The sequence below is a fragment of the Shinella sp. AETb1-6 genome (assembly GCF_009826875.1).
Lineage (GTDB): Bacteria > Pseudomonadota > Alphaproteobacteria > Rhizobiales > Rhizobiaceae > Shinella > Shinella sumterensis.
In genome coordinates this window covers 120,895-142,659 of sequence record NZ_WUMM01000003.1, presented here as the reverse complement: position 1 = coordinate 142,659, position 21,765 = coordinate 120,895, and the positions used below count along the sequence as shown (strand labels likewise).

The 21,765-nt window shown below is 62.2% G+C and carries 21 protein-coding genes; 9 read left to right on the top strand and 12 right to left on the bottom strand.

Annotated features, from left to right (window positions below; all coding sequences use genetic code 11):
- Positions 1-13 precede the first annotated feature (13 nt).
- The 10 genes from GR158_RS06325 to GR158_RS06280 form a co-directional block, all read right to left on the bottom strand.
- Positions 14-1,171 (bottom strand): FAD-binding oxidoreductase, encoded by a 1,158-nt coding sequence (locus tag GR158_RS06325; RefSeq protein WP_160870399.1) that lies wholly within the window; start codon positions 1,169-1,171, stop codon positions 14-16.
- Positions 1,168-2,634 carry a 2Fe-2S iron-sulfur cluster-binding protein gene (locus tag GR158_RS06320; protein ID WP_160870398.1) on the bottom strand — a complete coding sequence of 489 codons (1,467 nt, stop codon included), beginning with the start codon at positions 2,632-2,634 and terminating at the stop codon, positions 1,168-1,170. The genes GR158_RS06325 and GR158_RS06320 overlap by 4 nt, the downstream gene beginning before the upstream one ends.
- Positions 2,635-2,654: 20 nt before the next feature.
- A complete protein-coding gene (locus tag GR158_RS06315) occupies positions 2,655-3,761 on the bottom strand; it encodes an ABC transporter ATP-binding protein (RefSeq protein WP_160870397.1) in 1,107 nt (368 codons plus the stop codon).
- On the bottom strand, positions 3,758-4,537 hold the full coding sequence (locus tag GR158_RS06310; RefSeq protein WP_160870396.1) for an ABC transporter permease: 780 nt from the start codon (positions 4,535-4,537) through the stop codon (positions 3,758-3,760). Before GR158_RS06310 ends, GR158_RS06315 begins: the two co-directional genes overlap by 4 nt.
- 1 nt (position 4,538) lies before the next feature.
- A complete protein-coding gene (locus tag GR158_RS06305; RefSeq protein ID WP_160870395.1) occupies positions 4,539-5,429 on the bottom strand; it encodes an ABC transporter permease in 891 nt (296 codons plus the stop codon).
- A gap of 69 nt (positions 5,430-5,498) precedes the next feature.
- Complete coding sequence (locus GR158_RS06300; RefSeq protein ID WP_160870394.1) at positions 5,499-6,509, bottom strand: ABC transporter substrate-binding protein; 1,011 nt, start codon at positions 6,507-6,509, stop codon at positions 5,499-5,501.
- 54 nt (positions 6,510-6,563) lie between these two features.
- Complete coding sequence (locus GR158_RS06295; protein WP_134646578.1) at positions 6,564-6,917, bottom strand: RidA family protein; 354 nt, start codon at positions 6,915-6,917, stop codon at positions 6,564-6,566.
- A gap of 17 nt (positions 6,918-6,934) precedes the next feature.
- The gene (locus tag GR158_RS06290) at positions 6,935-7,783 is read right to left on the bottom strand and encodes an IclR family transcriptional regulator (RefSeq protein WP_202402171.1); all 849 of its coding nucleotides are present in this window, start codon (positions 7,781-7,783) and stop codon (positions 6,935-6,937) included.
- Positions 7,784-7,892: 109 nt separating this feature from the next.
- Positions 7,893-9,248, bottom strand: a complete 1,356-nt coding sequence (locus tag GR158_RS06285; protein WP_160870393.1) for an FAD-binding oxidoreductase — start codon at positions 9,246-9,248, stop codon at positions 7,893-7,895.
- A gap of 349 nt (positions 9,249-9,597) precedes the next feature.
- Positions 9,598-10,494 (bottom strand): LysR family transcriptional regulator, encoded by an 897-nt coding sequence (locus GR158_RS06280; protein WP_160870392.1) that lies wholly within the window; start codon positions 10,492-10,494, stop codon positions 9,598-9,600.
- Between the two features lie 105 nt (positions 10,495-10,599).
- Between GR158_RS06280 and GR158_RS06275 the strand changes: the two genes are divergently transcribed.
- The 6 genes from GR158_RS06275 to GR158_RS06250 all read left to right on the top strand — a co-directional run bounded on the left by GR158_RS06275 (position 10,600) and on the right by GR158_RS06250 (position 15,473).
- On the top strand, positions 10,600-11,682 hold the full coding sequence (locus tag GR158_RS06275) for a 4-oxalomesaconate tautomerase (RefSeq protein ID WP_160870391.1): 1,083 nt from the start codon (positions 10,600-10,602) through the stop codon (positions 11,680-11,682).
- A 40-nt stretch (positions 11,683-11,722) separates the two neighbouring features.
- Positions 11,723-12,724 (top strand): ABC transporter substrate-binding protein, encoded by a 1,002-nt coding sequence (locus GR158_RS06270; RefSeq protein WP_160870390.1) that lies wholly within the window; start codon positions 11,723-11,725, stop codon positions 12,722-12,724.
- A 65-nt stretch (positions 12,725-12,789) separates the two neighbouring features.
- Positions 12,790-13,557 carry an ABC transporter ATP-binding protein gene (locus GR158_RS06265; protein ID WP_160870637.1) on the top strand — a complete coding sequence of 256 codons (768 nt, stop codon included), beginning with the start codon at positions 12,790-12,792 and terminating at the stop codon, positions 13,555-13,557.
- Positions 13,544-14,320 (top strand): ABC transporter permease, encoded by a 777-nt coding sequence (locus GR158_RS06260; protein ID WP_134646568.1) that lies wholly within the window; start codon positions 13,544-13,546, stop codon positions 14,318-14,320. Before GR158_RS06265 ends, GR158_RS06260 begins: the two co-directional genes overlap by 14 nt.
- Positions 14,321-14,344: 24 nt before the next feature.
- Positions 14,345-14,602: an FCD domain-containing protein gene (locus GR158_RS06255; RefSeq protein WP_160870389.1), complete on the top strand. Its 258-nt coding sequence runs from the start codon at positions 14,345-14,347 to the stop codon at positions 14,600-14,602.
- Positions 14,603-14,801: 199 nt separating this feature from the next.
- On the top strand, positions 14,802-15,473 hold the full coding sequence (locus GR158_RS06250; protein WP_160870636.1) for a LysR substrate-binding domain-containing protein: 672 nt from the start codon (positions 14,802-14,804) through the stop codon (positions 15,471-15,473).
- Between the two features lie 65 nt (positions 15,474-15,538).
- On the opposite strand, the gene mtnA is transcribed toward GR158_RS06250, so the two are convergent.
- Positions 15,539-16,633 (bottom strand): S-methyl-5-thioribose-1-phosphate isomerase, encoded by a 1,095-nt coding sequence (gene mtnA / locus GR158_RS06245; protein ID WP_160870388.1) that lies wholly within the window; start codon positions 16,631-16,633, stop codon positions 15,539-15,541.
- On the bottom strand, positions 16,630-17,901 hold the full coding sequence (gene mtnK, locus GR158_RS06240; protein WP_160870387.1) for an S-methyl-5-thioribose kinase: 1,272 nt from the start codon (positions 17,899-17,901) through the stop codon (positions 16,630-16,632). The genes mtnA and mtnK overlap by 4 nt, the downstream gene beginning before the upstream one ends.
- A gap of 146 nt (positions 17,902-18,047) precedes the next feature.
- Between mtnK and GR158_RS06235 the strand changes: the two genes are divergently transcribed.
- Genes GR158_RS06235 through GR158_RS06225 form a run of 3 tightly spaced genes read left to right on the top strand, consistent with a single transcriptional unit; the run spans position 18,048 to position 21,699 of the window.
- Complete coding sequence (locus GR158_RS06235) at positions 18,048-19,562, top strand: sugar ABC transporter ATP-binding protein (RefSeq protein WP_160870386.1); 1,515 nt, start codon at positions 18,048-18,050, stop codon at positions 19,560-19,562.
- Positions 19,559-20,605, top strand: coding sequence for an ABC transporter permease (locus tag GR158_RS06230; RefSeq protein WP_371731623.1), 1,047 nt, complete (start codon positions 19,559-19,561; stop codon positions 20,603-20,605). The genes GR158_RS06235 and GR158_RS06230 overlap by 4 nt, the downstream gene beginning before the upstream one ends.
- A 50-nt stretch (positions 20,606-20,655) precedes the next feature.
- Positions 20,656-21,699, top strand: coding sequence for a substrate-binding domain-containing protein (locus GR158_RS06225; RefSeq protein WP_160870385.1), 1,044 nt, complete (start codon positions 20,656-20,658; stop codon positions 21,697-21,699).
- Positions 21,700-21,765: the final 66 nt, after the last annotated feature.

Here is a 21,765-nt window from a genome sequence, read left to right as displayed (position 1 = left end):
GTTTTGCGGCATCTCACGCAAGGACGATGCCGCCTTCGATGATCGGCCCCGTCGTCTCGAACCGGTCGAGCGCGAACGGTTTCATGCGGTGATCGATGCGGCCCTTGGCAATGGCTTCCGCCAGCAGCCGGCCGGCCGCAGGCGCGCCGGCAAACCCGTAGGACCACCCGGCCGAAAACCAGAGATCCTTGAGATCAGGATGCTCGCCCATGAGCGGCGCATAGTCCGTCGAAGCATGGAACTGCCCCGCCCAGTGGCGCAGGATGCGCACCTCGCCAAGCTGGGGAAACATCTCCAGATAGACCTTCGCCATGTTGGCCATCACGGGCAGGTCCACCTTCAACGACATACGCGGCCTCTCCGGCACCTCCGTACCGCCCACTACCTCGCCGCGCGAGGTCTGGTGGAAATAGGCAAGGCTATCGATCAGGGCGATCGCAGGCTTGATGAGCGGGCGTGTCGGTTCGAGCGCCATCGCTTCAATGCGCATGCCGAAGCCGTTCAGGGGAACCTCAGCCATTGCCGCGATATCGGGGTTGTTCGGGCCGGCACAGGAAACCACGCAATCGGCCTCGATCCGGTGATCACCGACGAGCACCGCGCTGATGCGTGACCCGGTCCGCTCCAGACCGGAAATCGCAGTGCGGTAACGAACGTCCACGCCGTTCCGCTGGCAGAAGGCCAACAAGCCCTTCATCACCGCGTGGTGAGGTGCCACGCCGCCATCCGGCTGATGTTGTACTGCCTGCACGCGGGATTTGTTGATTGCGGGAAGCAGGTCATCGATCTCGCGGCGCGACAACATCCAGCTGTTGACGCCAAGACTCCGCTGCACCTTCAACCCTTCGCGCAGCATGGCCTCACTCTTTTCGGTTTCTGAAACCACCGAGTAACCGCGCTGCGTGAACATGACGTTTTCACCCAGCCGCCTCGACCAGCTGCGCCATTCATTGACCGTCAGAACGAAAAGCTCCGTCCACGCCACGGATGCGAAGCCGGGGCGGATGAGCGTGCCGTTGCGGCCGGAAGCTCCGCCCTGCCAATAGCCGGCGTCAAGCACCAGAATGTCCTTCTGGCCCTGCTCGACGAGGTTGAAGGCAACGGAAAGCCCTTGAACACCGCCACCGATGATGACGACGGATGCCCGTTTGGGAAGCGGCAACGTGTTCATCTGTCGGGCTCCACCAATGAGGCGAGACCCGCGGCCTGCGCGACGGTGATCGAACGGCGCGGTGGCCGGTGGGTCGGACGGGCAAACACTTCGGGTTCTGCACCCACCCGAGCCGCGAGCAAAGCAAGCATGTTGTCCCAGCAGGGGAAACCCTGGCAGGTTCCCATGCCGCACGAGGTCAACCGCTTCAGGACCTCCGGATCCGTCTCGCCGGCGTCGATATGGCTGTAGAGCTCGCCGGCCGTCACGTCCATGCACGGGCAGATCAACGTGTCTGGGTGCACATACCGTGATGCGTGGATGCGCTCGTCGCCACGCGCGGCGGCGCCTGCGATGGACACTGAGTGCGGCAGAGGGCGAGCCTGCACCTGGTAAAGGCCCTCGCCAGCGGTCTGGAAACCGAGGCTAGGATCGGCCCGCCAGGATCCGGCATGCACGACCGCATCGCACCGGATGTGCGCATCGGCGCGGACGCCCGTCACGCGGCGGCGTCCCGAAATTTCGATGAGGTCTGAGACCGGGCCGCGGTGGACCACATCGACACCAAGCGCGATCAGCTTTTCTGCTACGTCCACCTCCGCTCCCGTGCCAACGACCGCGACACGCTCGCCCGGCTTGACGCCGTGAACGGCAGCCAGTTGCAGTGCGGAGTGAGCATCGAACACACCCGGCAGCTGGCTGCCCTTCACCAGCGGCGGGATCGAACGGCGACCCGTTGCAAGTACCGTCTCTTTCGGAAGGAAGGCGACAGCGCCGCGACGGTGGTCATGCGGCGCCGCGACCATAAGAGCGCCGTCGCGATAGGCGCCGAAGAGTTCCATCCCGGAAAAAAGGCGCACATCGGAGTTCAGTTCCTCTAGGGCCGCTCCCATGGATGTGGCGAACCGGGCAAGGCTCTCGCCGCGGGTAACGAGCACCACCGTCTGACCAAGCGCGACGCGCCTGTTGGCTTCGGCAATCCCAGCAGGACCGCCGCCTACGACAAGGCAGTCCATCTCCAAACGTTCACCGGGGACGACTGCCGGCACAGTGGCGACGTCCGCAGGGCGTGCGACACCGGCAAGGTTTGCCATTGCCCGTTCCGCAAGACGATAGGCCACACCACTTTTCGGCATCCACGCGCCATGCTCGAACCCGCCGTAGACGAGTTTGGCCGGCAAGGCCTGCGCCAGACGAAGAACATCGAAACGCGGCGACGGCCACGTGTTCTGCATTTCGACGACAAGCCCTGTCTCGACGGATAGCTGATCGAGGCGCACATTCGGTCGGCCGTTGACGCGCGCCAGCACACCGGTCGGGTAGGAGCCGCTAAAGCCTAGCGGGCGATGGACCTTCCGCGAGCGGGCGAGCGTGGTAATGCCCGCTCGCCACAGCGCGGCCGCAACAGTATCCCCGCGCTGCCCGATGACAGACGCGCCGTTCCAGAAAAAGGTCACCGCGGGGTGACGGCTGTCTCGATCCATCTCTTTGCCTGTCCGTCTCTTCATGCACCGATGATGACGATGTCCTCGGGGGCCCAGGCCATGCCGATCCTGTCTCCCGCCTTCATGCCGGCGATGGCCGCAACGTCACGGCTACGGATATTGACCTTGCTCCCGTCGTTCATGCGCACGACCAGTCGATACTCAACGCCCAGGTAGATCTTGTCTTCGATCACACCTTCGCCGGCATTGCCGCCCGGCGATCCGGCCGCGACAGCGCGGATGCGCTCCGGACGAAGGACAACGCAAGCTGTGTTCGTCGCCGTGAGGGCCTGCCGCTGCGGGTCATCCTTCGGCAGGCTGACATTCCAACCGTCGCCTTCGACGACTATGCCGTCCGGCGTCACGCGCGCCTTGCCGTGCAGGAGGTTCGCCTCGCCGATGAAATCCGCCACGAACTCGGAACGCGGCTGCTGGTAGAGCTCGTGCGGGCTGCCGATCTGCTCGAGGCGGCCATCCTTGAAGATGGCGATCCGGTCGCTCATGACCAGGGCTTCTTCCTGGTCATGCGTGACGGAGACCACGGTCGCGCCGACCTGCCGGGTAATGTGCATGATTTCGATCTGCATCTGCCCGCGTAGCTTCTTGTCGAGGGCCGCCATCGGCTCGTCCAGCAGCACGATATCGGGCTTGAAGACAAGAGCGCGTGCAAGCGCCACGCGCTGCTGCTGGCCACCGGACATTTCTTTCGGATAGCGTGTCGCGCAATGTGCCAGACCGACGATCTCCAGCATTTCCATGCTGCGCTTCTCGCGCTCCGCACGCTTGATGCCGCGCGTTTCGAGAGGGTAGCCGATGTTCTCCAGCACCGTCATATGGGGGAAGAGCGCGTAATCCTGGAACATCATGCCGATATTGCGCTTCTGCGGCGGAACGCCGGTCATGTCACGCCCGTCGATCAGAAGACGACCGGCCGTCGGCTGGATGAAGCCCGCAATTGCGCGCAACGATGTCGTTTTGCCGGAACCCGACGGGCCGAGCATCGTCAGGAACTCGCCCTTCCTGAGCTCGAAGGATACGTTGTCGAGCGCCTTCACGGGGCCGTACAGTTTCGAAACGCCTTCGAGCTTCATTGCCGTTGCGGCGTTGTTCTGGAGAACAGCGTTCATGATCTCGCGTCCCTGAATTTATATGAAAGGAGGACGCCGAGCGCCGATAGCAGAATGAGAATGGCCGCAACGGCGGCCGTTGCCGGATCGAGATTGGTGCGAACCTGGTTCCAGATCATGATCGGCACGGTACGGGTCTGTGCATCGGCAAGGAAAAGCGCAATGACGACCTCATCCCACGACGTGATGAACGCGAACACCGCACCGGAAAGCACGCCCGGCATGATGAGCGGCAGCGTGACGCGCCTGAAGGTGAACCAGCGGCTCGCACCAAGGCCAAGGCTGGCGGGCACCAGTGAGGGGTTCACCATGCCGGCGCTGGCCAGCACGGAGACGACGACAAACGGGATCGCCAGCACCGTGTGGGCGAGAACGAGCCCGAGCCGCGTGGCGACGAGGCCCCATCCCGAAAATACCATATACATGCCGACGGCAAGCACGATGACCGGCGTGACCATCGGGCTAAGCAGCAGTCCCATGACGACGGCCTTGCCCGGGAAGCGATGCGCGTGCAGTGCAAGGGCGGCCGCCGTGCCGACGACAGTCGCGAGCGCTGCCGCAGCAATCGCGACGACGAGGCTGTTGATCAGCGCGCTCTGCCAGTCGGCCGCGCCGATGACCTTGCCATACCAGTCCAGCGTGAAGCCGACAGGGGGGAACTCCAGCGTGGTGGTCGTCGTGAACGACATCGGCACGATGATCAGCGTGGGCAAAAGCAGGAACAAGGCCGTGAGGCTGACGATGAGCCAGAAGAGCGCGCGTCTCAGACGATCCATGTCACACCCCGCCCTTCGCGCGGCCACGCGACTGGAGCGCAGCACGCGCGGCGCCAAACAGCCCGAAGGCAACGGCCGTTAGAACCATGAGGACAACGGCGAGCGCGGCGCCGAGGCCAAAATTAAGCTGCTCGTTGAATTGCCCGGCGATCATCTGCGCGATCATCATGTCTCGTGGACTGCCGAGAAGTGCGGGCGTGATGTAGAAGCCCAAAGCAAGTGTGAAGGCGAGAATGGCGGATGCGGCCACACCCGGAAGAGACAGCGGGAAATAGATCCGCATGAACCCCTTGAGCCAGCTGGCGCCGCAGATGGAAGAGGCTTCCATCAAACGCAGATCGATCTTCTTCATGACGGTATAGAGCGGCAGGACGGCATAGGGCAGGAGAATGTGGACCATACCGATCATTACGCCGAAGGGTGTGCGTATCAGGCGAACGGGCTTCTCGATCAGACCCATAGCGATCAGGAAATCATTGATGAGACCGCTGTTCTGAAGCAGCACGATCCAGGAGAAGCTGCGCAGCAGCAGGCTCACCCAGAACGGAATGAGCAACGCCACGGTGAGGAGCAGGAGAACCCTGCGTCCGCCGTGCGCCATGGCGTAGGCATAGGGATAGGCCACCGCGATGGTGACAAACGTCACGATGAGCGACACCCGAAAAGTCTCACCGATCACCCGCAGGAAGACCGGGGTCGTGAAGATCTGCTCGTAGTATTCCAGACTTCCGCCCGGCAGCGAGATCGCGACGAGCTTCAGCAAGGGGAATACGAAGAAGAGCGCGAGAAACAGGACCGCCGGTGCAATCAGCCAGAACGCTGATGGCACAGGAAGCGACCATGGTGCACGCGCTGATGCCGGCGCGCCGCCATCCTGAGCTGAAACGTTCATCTTAAACCCGAAATACGAGGTTGTGCCTTGGACCCGCCCGCTTTCGCGGGCAGGTCCCTGCCATATCCGTTACTGAAGAAGCCATTCCTGGAAGCGCAGGTCGACCTTCGCGCCGTTTTCGGCCCACCAGTCAGCATTCATCATGACGCGCGTGTCGAGATGATCCGTCGGCAGGCTACCCTTGAACTTGGCATCAACAGAAGCCAGCGCGTTCTTGTTGGACGGGCCATAGGGCATGTACTTCGTGAAGGCGATCTGCTGGGCCGGCTCGGTGAAGAAATTGATCGCCTTCATCGCCGCTTCCTTGTTCTTCGTGCCCTTGGGCACGACCCAGTATCCGGTCTGCGACGTCCAATTGGTCCAGTCGATCTTGATGCCCTTCTCGGCAACGTTGACGGCACGGCCGACCCAGACGAGCGCCATGCTCGCTTCGCCGCTGGAAAGAAGCTGCTCGGACTGCGAACCGCTTTCCCACCAGACGAGGTCCTCCTTGATCGTATCGAGCTTCTTGAGCGCACGCTCGACATCGATCGGGTAAAGATCCTCAGGCTTCACGCCATCGGCAATGAGAGCGGCTTCAAAAATGCCCGACGCCGCATATTTCCAGACCGCGCGCGAACCGGGAAACTTCTCGGTATTGAAGAAGTCGGCAAAACCCTTCGGCGCCTCGCCGCCGAATTCTTCGGCATTATAGGCAAGCACGGTCCCTTCGATATCGGCCGCCACACGATACGTGCCGGCAGCGCCTTCGATGAACTTGGACTTGTCGACCACGGAGTAGTCGATGGGCTCCAGCCACTGCGCGTCGGTGTCGAGGCCGAAACTGTCATCGGTCACCAGGAGGTCCAGCGTGACGTTGCCCGTTTCCACCATTGCCTTGAGCTTGGCATTGCTCGACGAGCTGTCTTCTACGATCTTGATACCCGGATTCTCAGCCATGAAGGGCTGGAAGTAGGATTTCGACTGGGCCTCCTGGTAGACGCCGCCATAGCTCGATATCGTCAGCGTCGTATCAGCAGCGTTGGCGACCGTACCGGCGAGAAGCGTCGCCATGGCAGTCATTGCAAGAAAAGTACGCATGTTCAGTTCCCCATCCTTTGCTTGGAATTCTTCGATTGTGAATGCGCTTGAACGTTACACAGCCGCCTGGACTGCGATCTCGACGAGAATGTTCTCTGCTGCGAGATTGGCCTCGACGGTTGCACGAGCCGGCAGCGCCGTTTCCGGAATCCAGTCTTCCCAGGCCTTGTTCATCGCCGCGAAATCCGAGACGACGTGCTTGAGCCAGACCTGTGCGAAAAGGATCTTGGACTTGTCGGTTCCGGCCTTGGCGAGAAGCTCGTCGATGCGCGCCAGAACCTGGCCGGTCTGGCCGGCGACATCCTGACTGCGATCGGCCGGCACTTGCCCGGTGACATAGGCGATGCCGTTGTGAACGAGCACATGGCTCAGGCGCTTGCCGTTCGGTTCAAAGCGTTGGATGGACATTCGATCTCCTTACGAAACTACGTTTGTTGCTTGATTGTGCCAGCGGGCTTCAGCCCCTTCGCGGCACTCGAAATCGCTCGTGCCGTGTTTACGAGCTGCGGGGCGAGATCGGACAGGACCTGTTCCGGCCGCCACCGGCTGAACGGCACGGAGATATTGATCGCGGCAAGCGGCTGACCATCTGCATTGACGATGCAGGCGCCGACAGCGATGTCGCCGACGTAGATTTCTTCGGTAATGAGTGAGAAACCGTCGGTGTGGGCGCGCTGCAGCAACGCCATCAAAGCGTCGGGATCCGTCACGGTGTGGGCGGTGAACGCCGTCCTTTTTGACCGCTCTATGTATGCGCTCGCCGCCTCCTTCGGCAGCGCCGAGAGATAGGCGCGGCCTGCCGCCGTGCAGTACATCGGAAGACGTTGACCGATCGGAACATGGATCGGCATTTCCTTGTGGCTTGTGAACCGGGCCACATACACCATGTCCGTTTCCCATGGCTCAAGCAGGTTACAGCTCTCGCCCGTCTGGCGGTTCAGCTGCTGGATGAAGGGGTTGGCCCTCTCCACCAATTCCGCGGTCTGGAGGTAGCCGGTCCCCATTTCCAGCGACTTGACCGTCAGCCGGTATCGCTTGGAGCCGCCGTCACGCGCGAGGTAGCCGAGCGCTTCCAGCGTGAACACGGAACGCTGAATGGTGCTCTTGTTCAGGCCGGTGGCATCCGCGAGTTCCAGGAGGTTCATCGCCGGCCGTGACGGACCGAAGGCCGTCAGAACGGAAAGGCCTTTTGCAAGGGCGGTGACGTAGAGAGGTGAATCTTCAGCTTCAGTCATGGTAGCCAATCGCGTCAGGTTGGAGAGACCTGCAGTCATAGCACTCCCCTCCCCGCTGTCACGATGCGATGGCGATGGGCGGTTTGCCCGTCCGCGTTGGATCGAACCGAGCTCGCGCGACGCTGCTCTGTAAAGCCATTGAGCATGTTCAACCTGCCCGACGCGCTTCACGCGCGTCCTTGGCATGCAACCAGCGATAAGCCATCCACTGGCCAAGCCGGATGAACGACGCGAACGGATAGCGCTCCGGTTCACGGGTCAGGAATGTCGCACCCGTCTCGAACGGCTTGCCGGCCGCCATCATCGCCAGCTTCGTGCCGAGATGAATGGAGAAGGAGACGCCGCTGCCCGCATAGCCACCGGCGGTGAAGACATCGCCGAGACCCGGGACCTGATAGCAGAACGGCAGGGAGTTACGGGTGACTGCGACCCATCCACCCCACCAGTTCTCCACGGCGATCCCGGCAAGCGCCGGAAACTTCCGCGTCATCGCCTCGTAGAGATATTGCCGGTGACGGGGCGCCGCCGCGTCCGCACCCGAAATCGCACTACGCCCGCCGAACAGCATGCGATTGTCGGGAAGACGGCGATAGTAGAAGAGCAGGCCACGGGTATCGAACATGCAGCTACCGGAGGGCAGGCTGGCATCGACTTGCGCTTGTGTCATCGGCGCCGTGACGATGATCTGGGAATGAACGGGCAGAACGCGGCCAGCTAGTCTCGAATGCAGGTGCGATGACGTGTAGCCATTGGTCGCAACGATGACCCGTCTGGCGCGAACGGTTCCGCCGGGTGTCGCGAGGTGATGTACATTGCCCTGCGTCTTCCAGCCGACGACGGGAGAATTCGTGTGAACGCGCGCACCATGGCTGCGCGCCATGTGATGGACTCCCTGCGCAAATTTCAGGGGATCGAGGGAGAACCCGTCGGGCAGATAGAGCGCGCCGTGACTTTCCGGCCCCTCATGAATGCCACGCACCCCCGCGGCATCGACATAGCGTGCGGAATAGCCGAGAACCGTGTTGTAAAGTTCCTCTTCCCGCTTCAGCGCAGCCGCATGGCTGGCAAACGTCGCGACCTTGTAGACGCCGTCCGGCTGCTTGTCGCAATCGACGCTGCCATCCGCGATTAACGCGCGAACGGTATCGAGGCCCTGCCGGAGTTCCCCGAAGTAGGCCCGGGCAACCTCCGCACCATATGTCTTCACCAACGTCGACCACGGCACACGCCCACCGGAAATGCGGGCAAAGCTGCCGTTCCGTCCGCTGCATCCCCATGCGGAAGACCGTGCCTCGAGAACAGTGGCCTTGATCCCGTGATCACGCCCCAAAGCCAATGCCGCCGACAGGCCCGTGTAGCCACCACCGATGATGGCGACATCCGCATCCAAATCTTCTGCGACGACACCATCATCCTCGGGTTCGCTTCTGCTGACCTTCAGCCAGTATGAGTCCGGATTGGACTGCTGCTGATCTGGAAAAGGGTGAACAAGAGGATCATACATACCGGCCTGCTATCGCTATGCGATATTTATATATCGATATACACATATCAAAGTAAAATTTTCAATTTGTCAACATCGATAATTCTGAAGCTGTTGACGGGTACGCAGAGTGCCCTGGGGAATGCCCCTCATGCGCTCAGGCAATTTCGTCGCCCGGAATTATCATGCTGGCCGTCAGATGGCTTTGAACGCACGCTTCGACATTCAAACCACCGCTTATCGATGGACGATAAGAGGGGCGTTCCGCATACGGAAAAAAGCGCCGTCAACAGGAGTTTGGTGGTCTTTCAGAAAGCTGGGCTCGCACGTGAGCCCGGACTGTATATCGCCTCCGCGATACGCAAAAATATCACCGTTTCCAGACGTTTAGCAGGACCTCGATGAACTTTTCAGCCGCAGGCGAAAGCGGTGCGCTGCGGCGGCGGACGATGCCGATGGTTCTGGTGACGACGGGGTCGATGATTGGGCGGGTCACCAGATAGGGGTGCTCCTCCTGGGGCGTGGCAAGCCGCGGCAGGACGGAGATGCCGAGCCCGGCTTCGACCAGGCCGAGCGATGTGTTCAGATGCGTCACCTCGTAGAACCAGTTGAGGCGCAGATTGTGCTTGGCAAGCGCGCCATCCAGAAGCGCCCTGTTGCCGCTGGAGCGGTCGACCACCACCAGGGGATAGCCGTCGAGCTGGCGCCAATGGATCTGATCGAATTCGGCAAGCGGATGGTCCTTGCGCATCGCCAGCACGAACGGGTCGTCGATGAGCGGCTCGAACGACAGGTCCGGATCCGAATTCCCCATCAGGTTGATGCCGAACTCGACTTCTCCGCGCGCGACGGCCTGCAGACCTTCATTGGCGGTGAGATCGCGGATGCGAAGCCTTATGTGTGGGTAATCGTTGCCGAATGTCTTGATGACCGTTGGCAAAAAATAAAACGCGGCGGTGGGTACACACGCCATCGTGATGAGTCCGCGGCGCTGGGAGCCGCCCTCCTTGAGAGCGAAAAGCGACCCGTCGAACTCCTCCAGCATGCGGCGCACAAGCGGCAGCAGTTCCTGTCCGGTCGCCGTCGGCGCAACGTGCCGGGTGGTGCGATCGAGCAGCGGCGCGCCAATGGATTGTTCCAGTTTTTGGATGCGCCGCGTCAACGCGGGCTGCGAAATATGAAGGGCCTCGGCAGCGCGGTGAAAACTTTCGAGATCGACGACCGCCTGAAAAGCACGCAGATCAAAAATTTCACAATTTATGCTCATGACGCATCAATCCCTTCAAACATTGCATTTCACAGCTATCCCACATTTCGCATATTGCAACAAGACACCCGATTAATCCGGGTTATGCAATATTGAGGTGAGGAAATGAACGATCTGATACGCATTCCATGCGTCCTGATGCGCGGAGGCACGTCGCGCGGTCCGTTCTTTCTTGCTTCCGATCTTCCTGCCGACAGAGAACAGCGCGATGCCGTACTCCTGTCCATCATGGGCTCCGGCCACCCTCTCCAGATCGACGGGATCGGCGGCGGAAATCCTGTAACATCGAAGGTCGCTATCATCGGTCCCGCCAGCGTGGACGGGGCGGACGTCGATTATCTCTTCGCTCAGGTGCGAACCGACAGGCAGATGGTCGACTATTCGCCGAACTGCGGCAACATGCTTGCAGCCGTCGGGCCCTTCGCAATCGAGGCCGGGCTTGTCCAGGCCACCGGGACGAGCACGCTCGTGCGCATTCACAACGTCAACACCAAGAAGATCATCGAGGCCAAGGTGCCGACCCGCAACGGCGAGGTGATCTATCTCGGCGACGCGTCGATCGACGGCGTTCCGGGGCTGGCGGCACCGATCGCCCTCACCTTTCTTGACGCGGCCGGCGCGAAGACGGGCAAACTGTTTCCCACGGGAAATCCTTCGGATATCATCCAGGGCATACCCGCGACCTCGATCGATTGCGCCATTCCGATGGTTCTGATGCGCGCGGAAGACGTTGGTGTCACCGGTTACGAAGATGCCGCCTCCCTGTCGGCCAACAGTGAATTGATCGCGAAGCTGGCATCCATCCGTACGGAGGCCGGGCGCTTGATGGGCATGGGCGACGTATCGGATATGGTGATCCCGAAACCGGTCATCCTTTCGGCGCCGCGAAAAGGCGGCACGCTGTCCGTCCGCTATTTCATGCCGAATGACTGCCATCCTGCTCTCGCGACCACCGGCGCTGTCGGAATCGCAACGGCGGTGGCGAGCATGGGTACCGTCGCTTCGTCGATTGCCGGCGCTACGAAACTGCCGGCCCTGATTCGTATCGAACACCCCGGCGGACGCATCGACGTCCAACTGGAGATACGAAACGGGGCCACTGTCGCGGGCCTGGTGAGGACCGCAAGACGACTTTTCGAAGGTTATGCCTTCGCAAAGCCCAAAGAGCGTGTGGATCACGCTGCTTAACGCGCTCTGGTGAGGACCGGAGCATTAACGGAGGAAATTCATGCGCAAACTACTTCTGGCGACTGCCGCTGTGCTCGCCCTGACCACTGCCGCCCACGCCGATTCCGTTCGTATGAGCGTCGGCTCCTATAACCTGAACAACCTGCCCTTCCCGGTTGCCGAAAGCCTCGGCTTCTACAAGGAAGAAGGTCTCGACGTGACGATCGAGAACTTCGCCCAGGGCGGTTCCAAGGTGCTTCAGGCGCTGGTTGCCGGCTCGACCGACGTCGCCGTCGGTTTCTACGACCACACGATCCAGATGCAGGCGCAGGGCAAGCACGTCATCGGCTTCATCCAGCTCGCACGCAATTCCGGCCTCGTGCTCGCAGGCAAGAACGACACGGATTTCGACCCGGCCAAGCCGGAAACGATCAAGGGCAAGAATGTCGGCATCACCGCGCCGGGTTCGTCGTCCGACTTCTTCATCCGCTACTATCTCAAGCAGCACGGCCTGACCGACGATGACATCTCGATCATCGGCGTCGGTTCGGGTGCTGCCGCGGTCGCGGCGCTCCAGCAGGGCAAGATCGACCTTCTGGTCAACTACGACCCGGCCGCGACGATCGTCGTCGAGCGCGGTCTCGGCAAGATCCTGATCGACGCCCGCAGCGACGAAGGTGCAAAAGCCGTCTACGGCGGCATCTATCCCACGTCCGTGCTCTATGCGAACCAGGACTATATCGAGGCCAACCCGCAAGTCATTCAGAAGGTCACCAATGCGACGCTCAAGGCGCTGCACTGGATGAAGGATCATTCGGCCGAGGAAATCGTCGCCAAGCTGCCGGAGGACTTCGTGTCCGGCGACAAGCAGACGTATATCAAGGCCGTCGAGAACGCCAAGGCGATCTTCTCCGAGGACGGCAAGTTCGTTCCGGCCGATCTGGAAACCCCGCTGGCCGTGCTGAAGAGCTTCAACGAAAGCGTCGGCAACGCCACCATCGATCTGGGCGCGACCTACACGAACAAGTTCGTCGAGGCTGCAGGCCAGCCCGCCAAGAACTAAGGAAAACCATCATGTCTATTGCAGCAGCTAAAATCGAGGCTGTGCCGCAGCCCGGTCTGCCCCCGATGGTCACGATCGACGACGTCACGATGGCGTTCGGGTCGTTCGTCGCAGTCGAGAACGTCAACCTCACCGTTGGAAACGGCGAGTTCCTGTCGATCGTCGGGCCGACCGGGTGCGGCAAGTCCACCATCCTCAACGCCATCGCGGGCCTTCTGAAGCCCGCGAAAGGCCAGGTTTCCATCGACGGCGCACAGGTCAAGAGCGTTCAGAACAACATCGGCTATCTCTTCCAGCAGGATGCCCTCCTGCCCTGGAAGACCGCGTTCCAGAACGTCGAGCTTGGCTTGATGTTTCGCGGCGTGCCCATCGAAGAGCGCCGCGTCAAGGTCATGGCGTGGCTGGAGAAGGTCGGCCTGAAGGGCTTCGAAGGCCGCTTCCCGCACCAGCTTTCGGGCGGCCAGCGCAAACGTGTCCAGATGGCGCAGGCGCTGATCACCGAACCCAAGGTCATCCTCATGGACGAGCCCTTCTCCGCGCTCGACATCCATACGCGCCACCTGATGCAGAACGAACTGCTGCGCCTGTGGCAGGAAGACCGCCGCGCCGTCGTCATGATTACCCATGACCTCGAGGAAGCCATTGCGCTCGGCGACCGCGTCGTCGTGCTGGCGGCAGGTCCGCGCAGCCGCGTCATCGAAAGCTTCGGCGTGGATCTCGAACGTCCGAGAAACGTCTCCGAAATCAAGCTCGACCCGAAGTTCATGACCCTTTACCGCGACATCTGGGCGTCGCTCAGGGGCGAAGTGGAGAAGTCCTATGCAAGCCGTTAACGTACGTCTCATCCAGATCACGCTTCTGGCCGTGATCCTTGGTGGCTGGCAGCTCGGTGTGACGACCGGCGTCATCGACCGCTTCTTCTTCCCGGCTCCGCTCGACATCGTCCAGCAGGTCGTCACCTGGGTCATCGATCCCGGCTTCTACAAGCATGTCGGCATCACGCTCAGCGAAACCGTGCTCGGCTACCTGATCGGTACCGGCCTCGGCGTCGCCGCAGGTGTCTGGCTTGGCCTGAGCCCCTTCACGGCCCGCATCCTCGATCCGTTCATCAAGGCCATCAACGCCATTCCGCGCGTCGTGCTCGCACCGATCTTCGTGCTCTGGCTCGGCCTCGGCCTGTGGTCGAAGGTCGCGCTGGCCGTGACGCTCGTGTTCTTCGTGACGTTCTTCAACGCCATGCAGGGCGTGCGCGAAGTCAACCCGGTCGTGCTGTCCAACACGCGCATTCTCGGCGCACGCCGCTCCGATCTGCTCCGCCATGTCTACTTCCCGGCGGCAGCCAGCTGGATCCTGTCGTCGCTGCGCACCTCCGTGGGCTTCGCGGTCGTCGGCGCGATCATCGGCGAGTATCTCGGCGCTTCCGCCGGCCTCGGCTACCTGATCGCCCGTGCGGAAGGCAACTTCGATGCGGTTGGCGTCTTCGCCGGGATCATCATCCTTGCGGTGTTCGTCCTGATCATCGACCTGCTTCTCGACGTCGCCGAAAAGCGCCTGATCACCTGGCGCCCCAAGGCCGGCGAAGAACGCCCGGCCTGAGCAAAATACCGGAACATCCAGTCTATGGGCGGCCTTGTGCCGCCCATTTTCTTTTGGAGGGACGCGCACACGCTCAGCAATCTGCGTGTCCACCTGAGCCTCCTGCCCGGCTCCACATACACGAGGGCCGAGCGCGTACGGTCCGCGCAGGCCGAGCGCGAGGAAATCGTGGACGCAATCGCACAAGGTGATGGCGATCGCGCCGAACGAGCCGCACGCCTGCACATTTCCGAAGGTTTTCGGATACGTCTGAAAATGCTGGCGGAGGGAAGCGACGATTGAGTTTCCAACGGCCACATGGTTTGACAGACTGCCGGCCACACCAGGCGTTTGGTGCGTTCAGCCGCTTTGGAACGCGAAAGCGATCAATACATGTCGTAAGCTAAAGCACGTACCTCAGCAACATTTCCAGCCCGAGAAGCGCGAGCGCGATCAGGAAGCAGCGCTTGAACGTTGCGGGACTGACGCGCCGTCTGACTGACTGCCCCGCCCACATGCCGAACAGTGCCGGGACAACGGCGGCCGACGAGAGCAGGAGCGTATACGAGCGACGATCCGCCTACGCGCCAACACGGCCGCCATCGCGGACGTCCTCCCGGCACGCCTCATTCCCTGGGTCGCGATGCATCAGCAGGTCGATATCGATCTGCAGGAGCGCCAAAGTCACGAAATCGCCCGAAGCGTTGCAGCAGGTTTCGCCGACATCGGCGTGTTGTCCGATGCCGCTGCCACGGATGGGCTGCGGCTCAAGCCCTTCACCGTGAGCAGGCTTGTCATGGTGTCGGCGCAGTCGCATTGGCTTGCGCAGGAGAAGGACGTTCCGTTCTACAAGGTGGCCGACGAGTATTTCATGGGGTTGGAAAACGGCGCGTTGCAGGATCACATAGACCTTCAGGCCGACAGGCTTGCGGTGAAGCTCCGATACCGGATCCGGCTGCGCACATTCGAGTCCATATGTTCCGCGGCTGCCGCCGGTATCGGCGTGGCGGTCGTTCCCGAGACGATCGCCCGACGATGCAGGCGCTCGCATGCGCTTGCCATCACGCCGCTCGTGGACAGCTGGGCGAAGCGGCATCTTTCGGTCTGCATACCCGCAAGCCTCGACATCACGCCGATGACCCAGGACCTTTTCCAGCATCTGGCAAAGGCGTGACAGATGAGAGGCTTGGCTTCACCGAGCCTCATCTTCGACATCCCATGGACAGGGTTTACCGTGTGTCAGCCTCGTTCGGGAAAGAGTGTCTTCAGACCCTCCGGCGATGGCGTGGCGATGCCGCGTTCCGTGATGAGGCCGGTGATGAGGCGGGCGGGCGTCACGTCGAAGGCGGGGTTGGCCGCCGGGCTGCCCTCCGGCGAGATGCGCACGCTGGCAATAGAGCCATCGGCGGCGCGGCCCTGCACGAAGCTCACCTCGTCGCCGGCACGCTCCTCGATCGGGATTTCCTTGACGCCGTCATGCACCGTCCAGTCGATGGTCGGCGACGGCAGGGCCACATAGAAGGGCACGTCGTTGTCCCGTGCAGCGAGCGCCTTGAGATAGGTGCCGATCTTGTTGCACACATCGCCATTCGCCGTGGTCCGGTCGGTGCCGACGATCACCATGTCGATATCGCCGTGCTGCATCAGGTGGCCGCCGGCATTGTCGACGATCAGCGTGTGCGGCACGCCGTGGCCGTTCATCTCCCAGGCGGTGAGATACGCACCCTGGTTCCGCGGGCGGGTCTCATCGACATAGACGTGGACGGGGATGCCCGCCTCGACGGCCATGTAGATCGGTGCCGTCGCTGTGCCGTAGTCGACCGTTGCGAGCCAGCCGGCATTGCAATGGGTGAGGATGCGCACGGGCTCGCCCGGCTTCTTGTTGGCCGCGATCTTGCGGATGACGTCGAGACCGTTGGCGCCGATGGCGCGGTTGAGCTCGATATCCTCTTCGGCAATCTCGGCGGCGCGCACATAGGCGGCACCGGCGCGCTGGTCTTCCGGTAGCGGGGCGAGATGATCACGCATCGCATTGAGCGCCCAGCGCAGGTTGATGGCGGTCGGCCGGGTTTCGTTCAATTCCTCCCAGACGGCATCGAGATGGGTGTCCGACGGATCCTTGGCCATGGCGATCGCGACGCCATAGGCGGCGGTGACGCCGATCAGCGGCGCGCCGCGCACCCACATATCCCGGATGGCGATCGCGACATCGGCGACGGTCTTGAGCGTGACGACACGGAATTCATGTGGCAGCCAGCGCTGATCGATGATGTCGACGGAGCGGCCATCCTCGTTGAGCCAGATCGTACGGTAATGGCGTTCTTCGACTTTCACGCGATGATCTCCTTTTCAAGCCGCTCCACCGTCTCGCGGATATCGCGAAGACCGTGGATGCGCTGCCGGTTGACGGCGAGGTGACGCCCGAGCTTCAGGGCCTTGCTTTCGCAGGACGCGCGGCGGTTGGGGTCGGCGATGGTTTCGAAATCGGCATTGTGGGCAAGCCCGAGGATGCGGCGGTGGATCTCGATGCCGGCAAAGCCCAGCATCTCGCACCAGATCTCATCGATGACGATAATGAGCGCCTGTTCAGCGGCGAGTTGGTCGTTGCGGTCCTCAAAGAGGCTGGCCTGATAGAGGATGCCCTTGCGCTCGGTGCGCCAGAGATGGGAAAATTCCGCGCGAAACGTCTCCCACAGCGTATCGATCGTATCGAGGAGATAGGCGCGCATGCCGTCGCGCGCGCCGGGGGATGCCTCGTGGCCGGCCTGCGAGAAATAGCTCATCCAGAAATTGGCGATCAGCATGCCGACGTCGAAGCTGATCGGGCCGTAGAAGGCGAATTCCGGGTCGATGACGCGGGTCTCGTCGTCGGTCACCATAACGGAACCGGTATGCAGATCGCCATGGCAGAGCGTCTCGGCCTTGGCGGAGAACAGATGCTTCAGCCGCTGCGCTTCGACCTTGAGGTCACGGTCGGCGCGCAGTTCGGCAACGAGCGGATCGAGCTGCGGCGTTGTGTGGCGATTCAGTTCAGCTTCGAAATAGGGATCGGAAAAGACGAGGTTTTCCGTGATGTCGCAGAGCTCGACATTGTCCGAAAACAGCGCGACATCCGCCTTCTTCTCGCGTGTGACCATGGAAAGGTCGGAGCCGCGGAACAGCGTGCGGGCGACGAACAGGCCGAGGTCCCGACCGATCTTCGGCAACTCCCGGCCATCGATCAGCGCGCGGCGCAGGATGACATGCGGCGTCAGGAATTCCATGACGATGATGGCCTGCGCCTCGTCGAAGAACAGGATCTCCGGCACCATGCCGGGGTCGCGTGCGCCCTGGCGCTTCAACGCGTGATATTCGAAGAAGGAGCGCTTCAGCGGCAGCGGCCAGCTCTCGCCGACGAGGCGCACATAGGGCAGCGCCTGCTTGACGATGACGGCGCCCATCTCTCCCGTGACGATGAAGACCAGATTGAGGTTACCGTCGCCGACTTCCTTGATCGTCCAGCGCGACGAATCGTTGCCGATCCTGTCTTTCAGGGCGGCGTTGCCGCCAAGCCTATCTGGCAATGTCTCGGCGCTCAGCGCCTCGAAGACGGGACTGTCCATGATGCTCTCCTCCTGCGCACGGGGCTGCCTCCATCGCCTGCCGCCATGCCGTCCTTGCCCACAGCTAAGGCATCATTCTGTCAATTGTCAACGGCCTTGACATTTGATGATAGCCTATCCTAACGTGGCGTCATTGGGAGGAGTAAATGAGCGAACAGGCAGTGTTTCGCATTGAGGGCGTGCGCAAATCCTTTGGCCCGGTTCCGGTGCTTCAGGGTGTGAACCTCGACCTCAAGGCAGGCGCAGTGACGGTTTTGATGGGCGCCAACGGCGCCGGCAAATCCACGCTCGTGCGCATCCTCTCGGGCGTGTACACAAAGGACGCCGGCGCGATCACGCTGGCCGGCGCCGCCTTCGAACCGGCAACGCCGGCCGAGGCGATCCGCGCCGGTGTCGTCACCGTGCACCAGAACATCAATGACGGCGTGGTCGCCGATCTCGATGTCGCGACCAACCTGACGCTCGACCGGCTGAACGGGCGCGGCGCGCGGTTGTTCTTCAATCCGCGCCGGGTGCGCCGCGAGGCGGCCGCCGTCGCCTCCCGCATGGGCCTGTCGATCGAGCTTGCCGCCAACATCAACGACCTGACGCTGGCCGACCGCCAGATGGTGGCGATCGCGCGCGCCATGGCGCATGAGCCGAAAGTGCTGATCCTCGACGAGCCGACCTCGTCGCTGTCGAGCGCGGAAGCCGACCGCCTGTTCGAACTCGTCGACCGCCTGAAGGCGCGCGGCGTCGCCATTCTTTACATCTCGCACCGCATGTCGGATATCCGCCGCCTTGCCGACAGCATCCTTGCATTGCGTGACGGCCGCATCACCGGCCGTTTTGAGGGGCCGGAGCTCGATTACGAAGGTGCGGTCAATGCCATGCTCGGCCGCAAGGTCTCGGCCGGTGCCGTCGCGGTGCGTGAAGCGGGCCGCCCGGTCTTCAGTGTGCGTGGCCTGAAACTCTCCGAACAGACGCGGCCATTCGATTTCGATCTCGGTGATGGCGAGATCGTCGCCGTCACCGGCCTAGTCGGCGTCGGCAAGACGGCACTTGCGGAAACGCTTTTCGGCGTCCGTGCACCGGCAGCCGGCGAGATGACGCTGGACGGCAAACGCTATGCGCCGAAGACGACAGGCCAGGCGATTGCCCAGGGCGTCTTCCTTGTCGCCAAGGACCGCGCGATCAGCGGCATCGTGCCGGACTTCAATATCTACGAGAATATCAGCCTGCCGTTCCTGCGCCGTCTCTCGTCCTTCGGCATCGCCAGCCGGCGCGCGGAAAAGACCAAGGCGCGCCAGCAGATCTCTGCGCTGGGCGTCGTCTGCCGCAGCGAGCGCGACGAGATGCAGACGCTGTCGGGCGGCAACCAGCAGAAGGTCATGGTCGGCCGGTGGCTGTCCGAACCGTCGCGTCTCTTGATCCTCGACGAACCTTTCCAGGGCGTCGACATCGCCGCCCGCCGGGATATCGGCGAAAAGCTGCGCGCGTCCGCCGCCGGGCGCTCCACCATTCTTTTCCTCACGGAATTGGACGAAGCCTTCGAGGTCGCCGACCGCATCTTCGTCATGTCTGAACAGACCATCGTGGGCGAGCATCGCAATGCCGACATCGATGTCGAGCGGCTGCTCTCCGAGATCGCCGGACAATTCTATCAACAGGTCAGTGCATGATGACGAGCCAACAGAGCAATTCCACCGGCGCCGTCCCGCCGGCTGCCTTCAACATCCGGGAAACCGCGATCAAGTACGGCTTCCTCGTGCTGCTCGCCGGCATGGTGCTGTATTTCTCTCTCGTCACCGGCGGCTTCGCCTCGCCTCAAAGCGCGGTGTTCATACTGCAATCCGTGTCGATCACGGGTATTCTGGCGCTCGGCGTCACCGCAACGCTCGTGGTCGGCGGCTTCGACCTGTCGATCGGATCCGTTGCCACGACGGCCATGATGGCATCGTCCTATGTGATGGTCGTGATGGGCGGCGACGCTTTGACCGCGACGCTCGTCTGCCTTGCAGTCGGCGTGCTCGTCGGCCTCGTCAACGGCATCATCATCGTCTATATGCGCGTGCCGGATCTGCTGGCGACGCTCGGCATGATGTTCCTGCTGCTCGGACTGCAACGCATCCCGACCGAAGGGCGTTCGATCGCGACAGGCATGACACTGCCGGACGGCTCGACGGCGACCGGCGCCTTCAGCCCGGCCTTCCTGGCGCTCGGCCGCCACCGGTTCGACCTGATCCTGCCCAATCTCGTGCCGGTGTCGGTGGTCGTTCTGATCGTGCTCGCCGTCGTCATCTGGTTCTTCCTCGAATACACCCGCTTCGGCCGCATGATGTATGCCGTCGGCTCCAACGAGCGGGCGGCGAGCCTCGCCGGTGCGCCGGTCAATGCCTACAAGATCTCGGCCTATATCATCTCCGGCGTCTTCGCTTCGATCGGCGGCATCCTGCTTGCCGCCCGCCTCGGCCGCGGCGATATCGCCTCGGGCAACAACCTGCTGCTCGATGCCGTCGCCGCCGCGTTGATCGGCTTCGCCGTGCTTGGATCCGCCAAGCCAAATGCCTTCGGGACGGCCGTGGGCGCCCTCTTCGTCGGCATCCTGCTGCAGGGCCTGACGATGATGAACGCGCCCTACTACACACAGGATTTCATCAAGGGCGCCGTGCTTGTCATCGCCCTGATCTTTACCTTTGCGCTCTCGAAAAGAGGCAAACGCTGAGGCGGGAGGCCTGGCGGATCACCAAAGTTCACCAGTGGAGGAGACTGACCATGAATTTTACGCGTAGAACCCTGGGCAAGATGACGCTCGGGCTGATGGCCGCGGCATCGTTTGCCGTGCCGTCCTTTGCGGCTGACATGCCCAAGCCGTTCGACAAGCCCGGCGACGTGAAGATCGCGCTCGTGCGCTATCTCTCGACCGGCGACTTCTTCCAGTCCTACCTCGCCGGTGTGGAAGCGCAGGCCAAGGCGCTCGGCGTGCAGCTTCAGGTCTTCGACAGCCGCCAGGACGCGGCACTCCAGGCCGACATGGTCGATCAGGCCATCGCACTCGGCGTGCAGGGCATCATCATCCAGCACGGCCTGACGGAATCCATGAAGGAAGCCGCCCAGCGTGCGGTCGATGCCGGCATCAAGGTCGTCGCCTTCGACGTCAATGTCGAAAACGACAAGATACCGCAGGTCGAGCAGTCCGACCGCGACCTCGCCCGCCTCGCGCTGGAGCAGGCGATCAAGGACAATGGCGAAAGCTTCAAGGCCGGTTACGTCTACGTCGCCGGCATCGCGCCGCTCGACCGTCGCGACGAGACCTGGAAGGAATTCAAGAAGAAGTATCCCGGCATCAACGAGGCTGCCCAGTTCGGCACGATGGACAACCCGATCGCGAACTCCGTCGCCAACCAGGCGCGGTCGGTGATTTCGGCCAACCCCGATATCACCGTGATGTTCGCCCCCTATGACGAATTCGCCAAGGGCGTGAAGATCGCCGTCGACGAAGCGGGCCTGTCCTCCAGCGTGAAGATCTACTCGGCCGACATCTCGACCTCCGACATCGCCGCCATGCGTGAATCCGGCTCGGCCTGGGTCGCGACAGCCGCCACGAACCCGGCCGTGGTCGGCCAGGTCTCGGTACGCTCGCTCGCCATGCTGCTTGCCGGCGAAGACCCGGGCAAGCAGGTCATCGTGCCGCCGACGCTGATCACCCAGAAAGACCTGAACGATCAGGACATCAAGAACATGGAAGAGCTCGGCGCGAAGCTGCCCCAGTTCGCCCATGCCGACGTCGCCATGCCGGCATGGATGCCGAAGCCCTGATTTCGGCATGTGGATGAAGAAGGGCGGTCCATCGGGCCGCCCTTTTTGTTTGCACGCGAGATATCT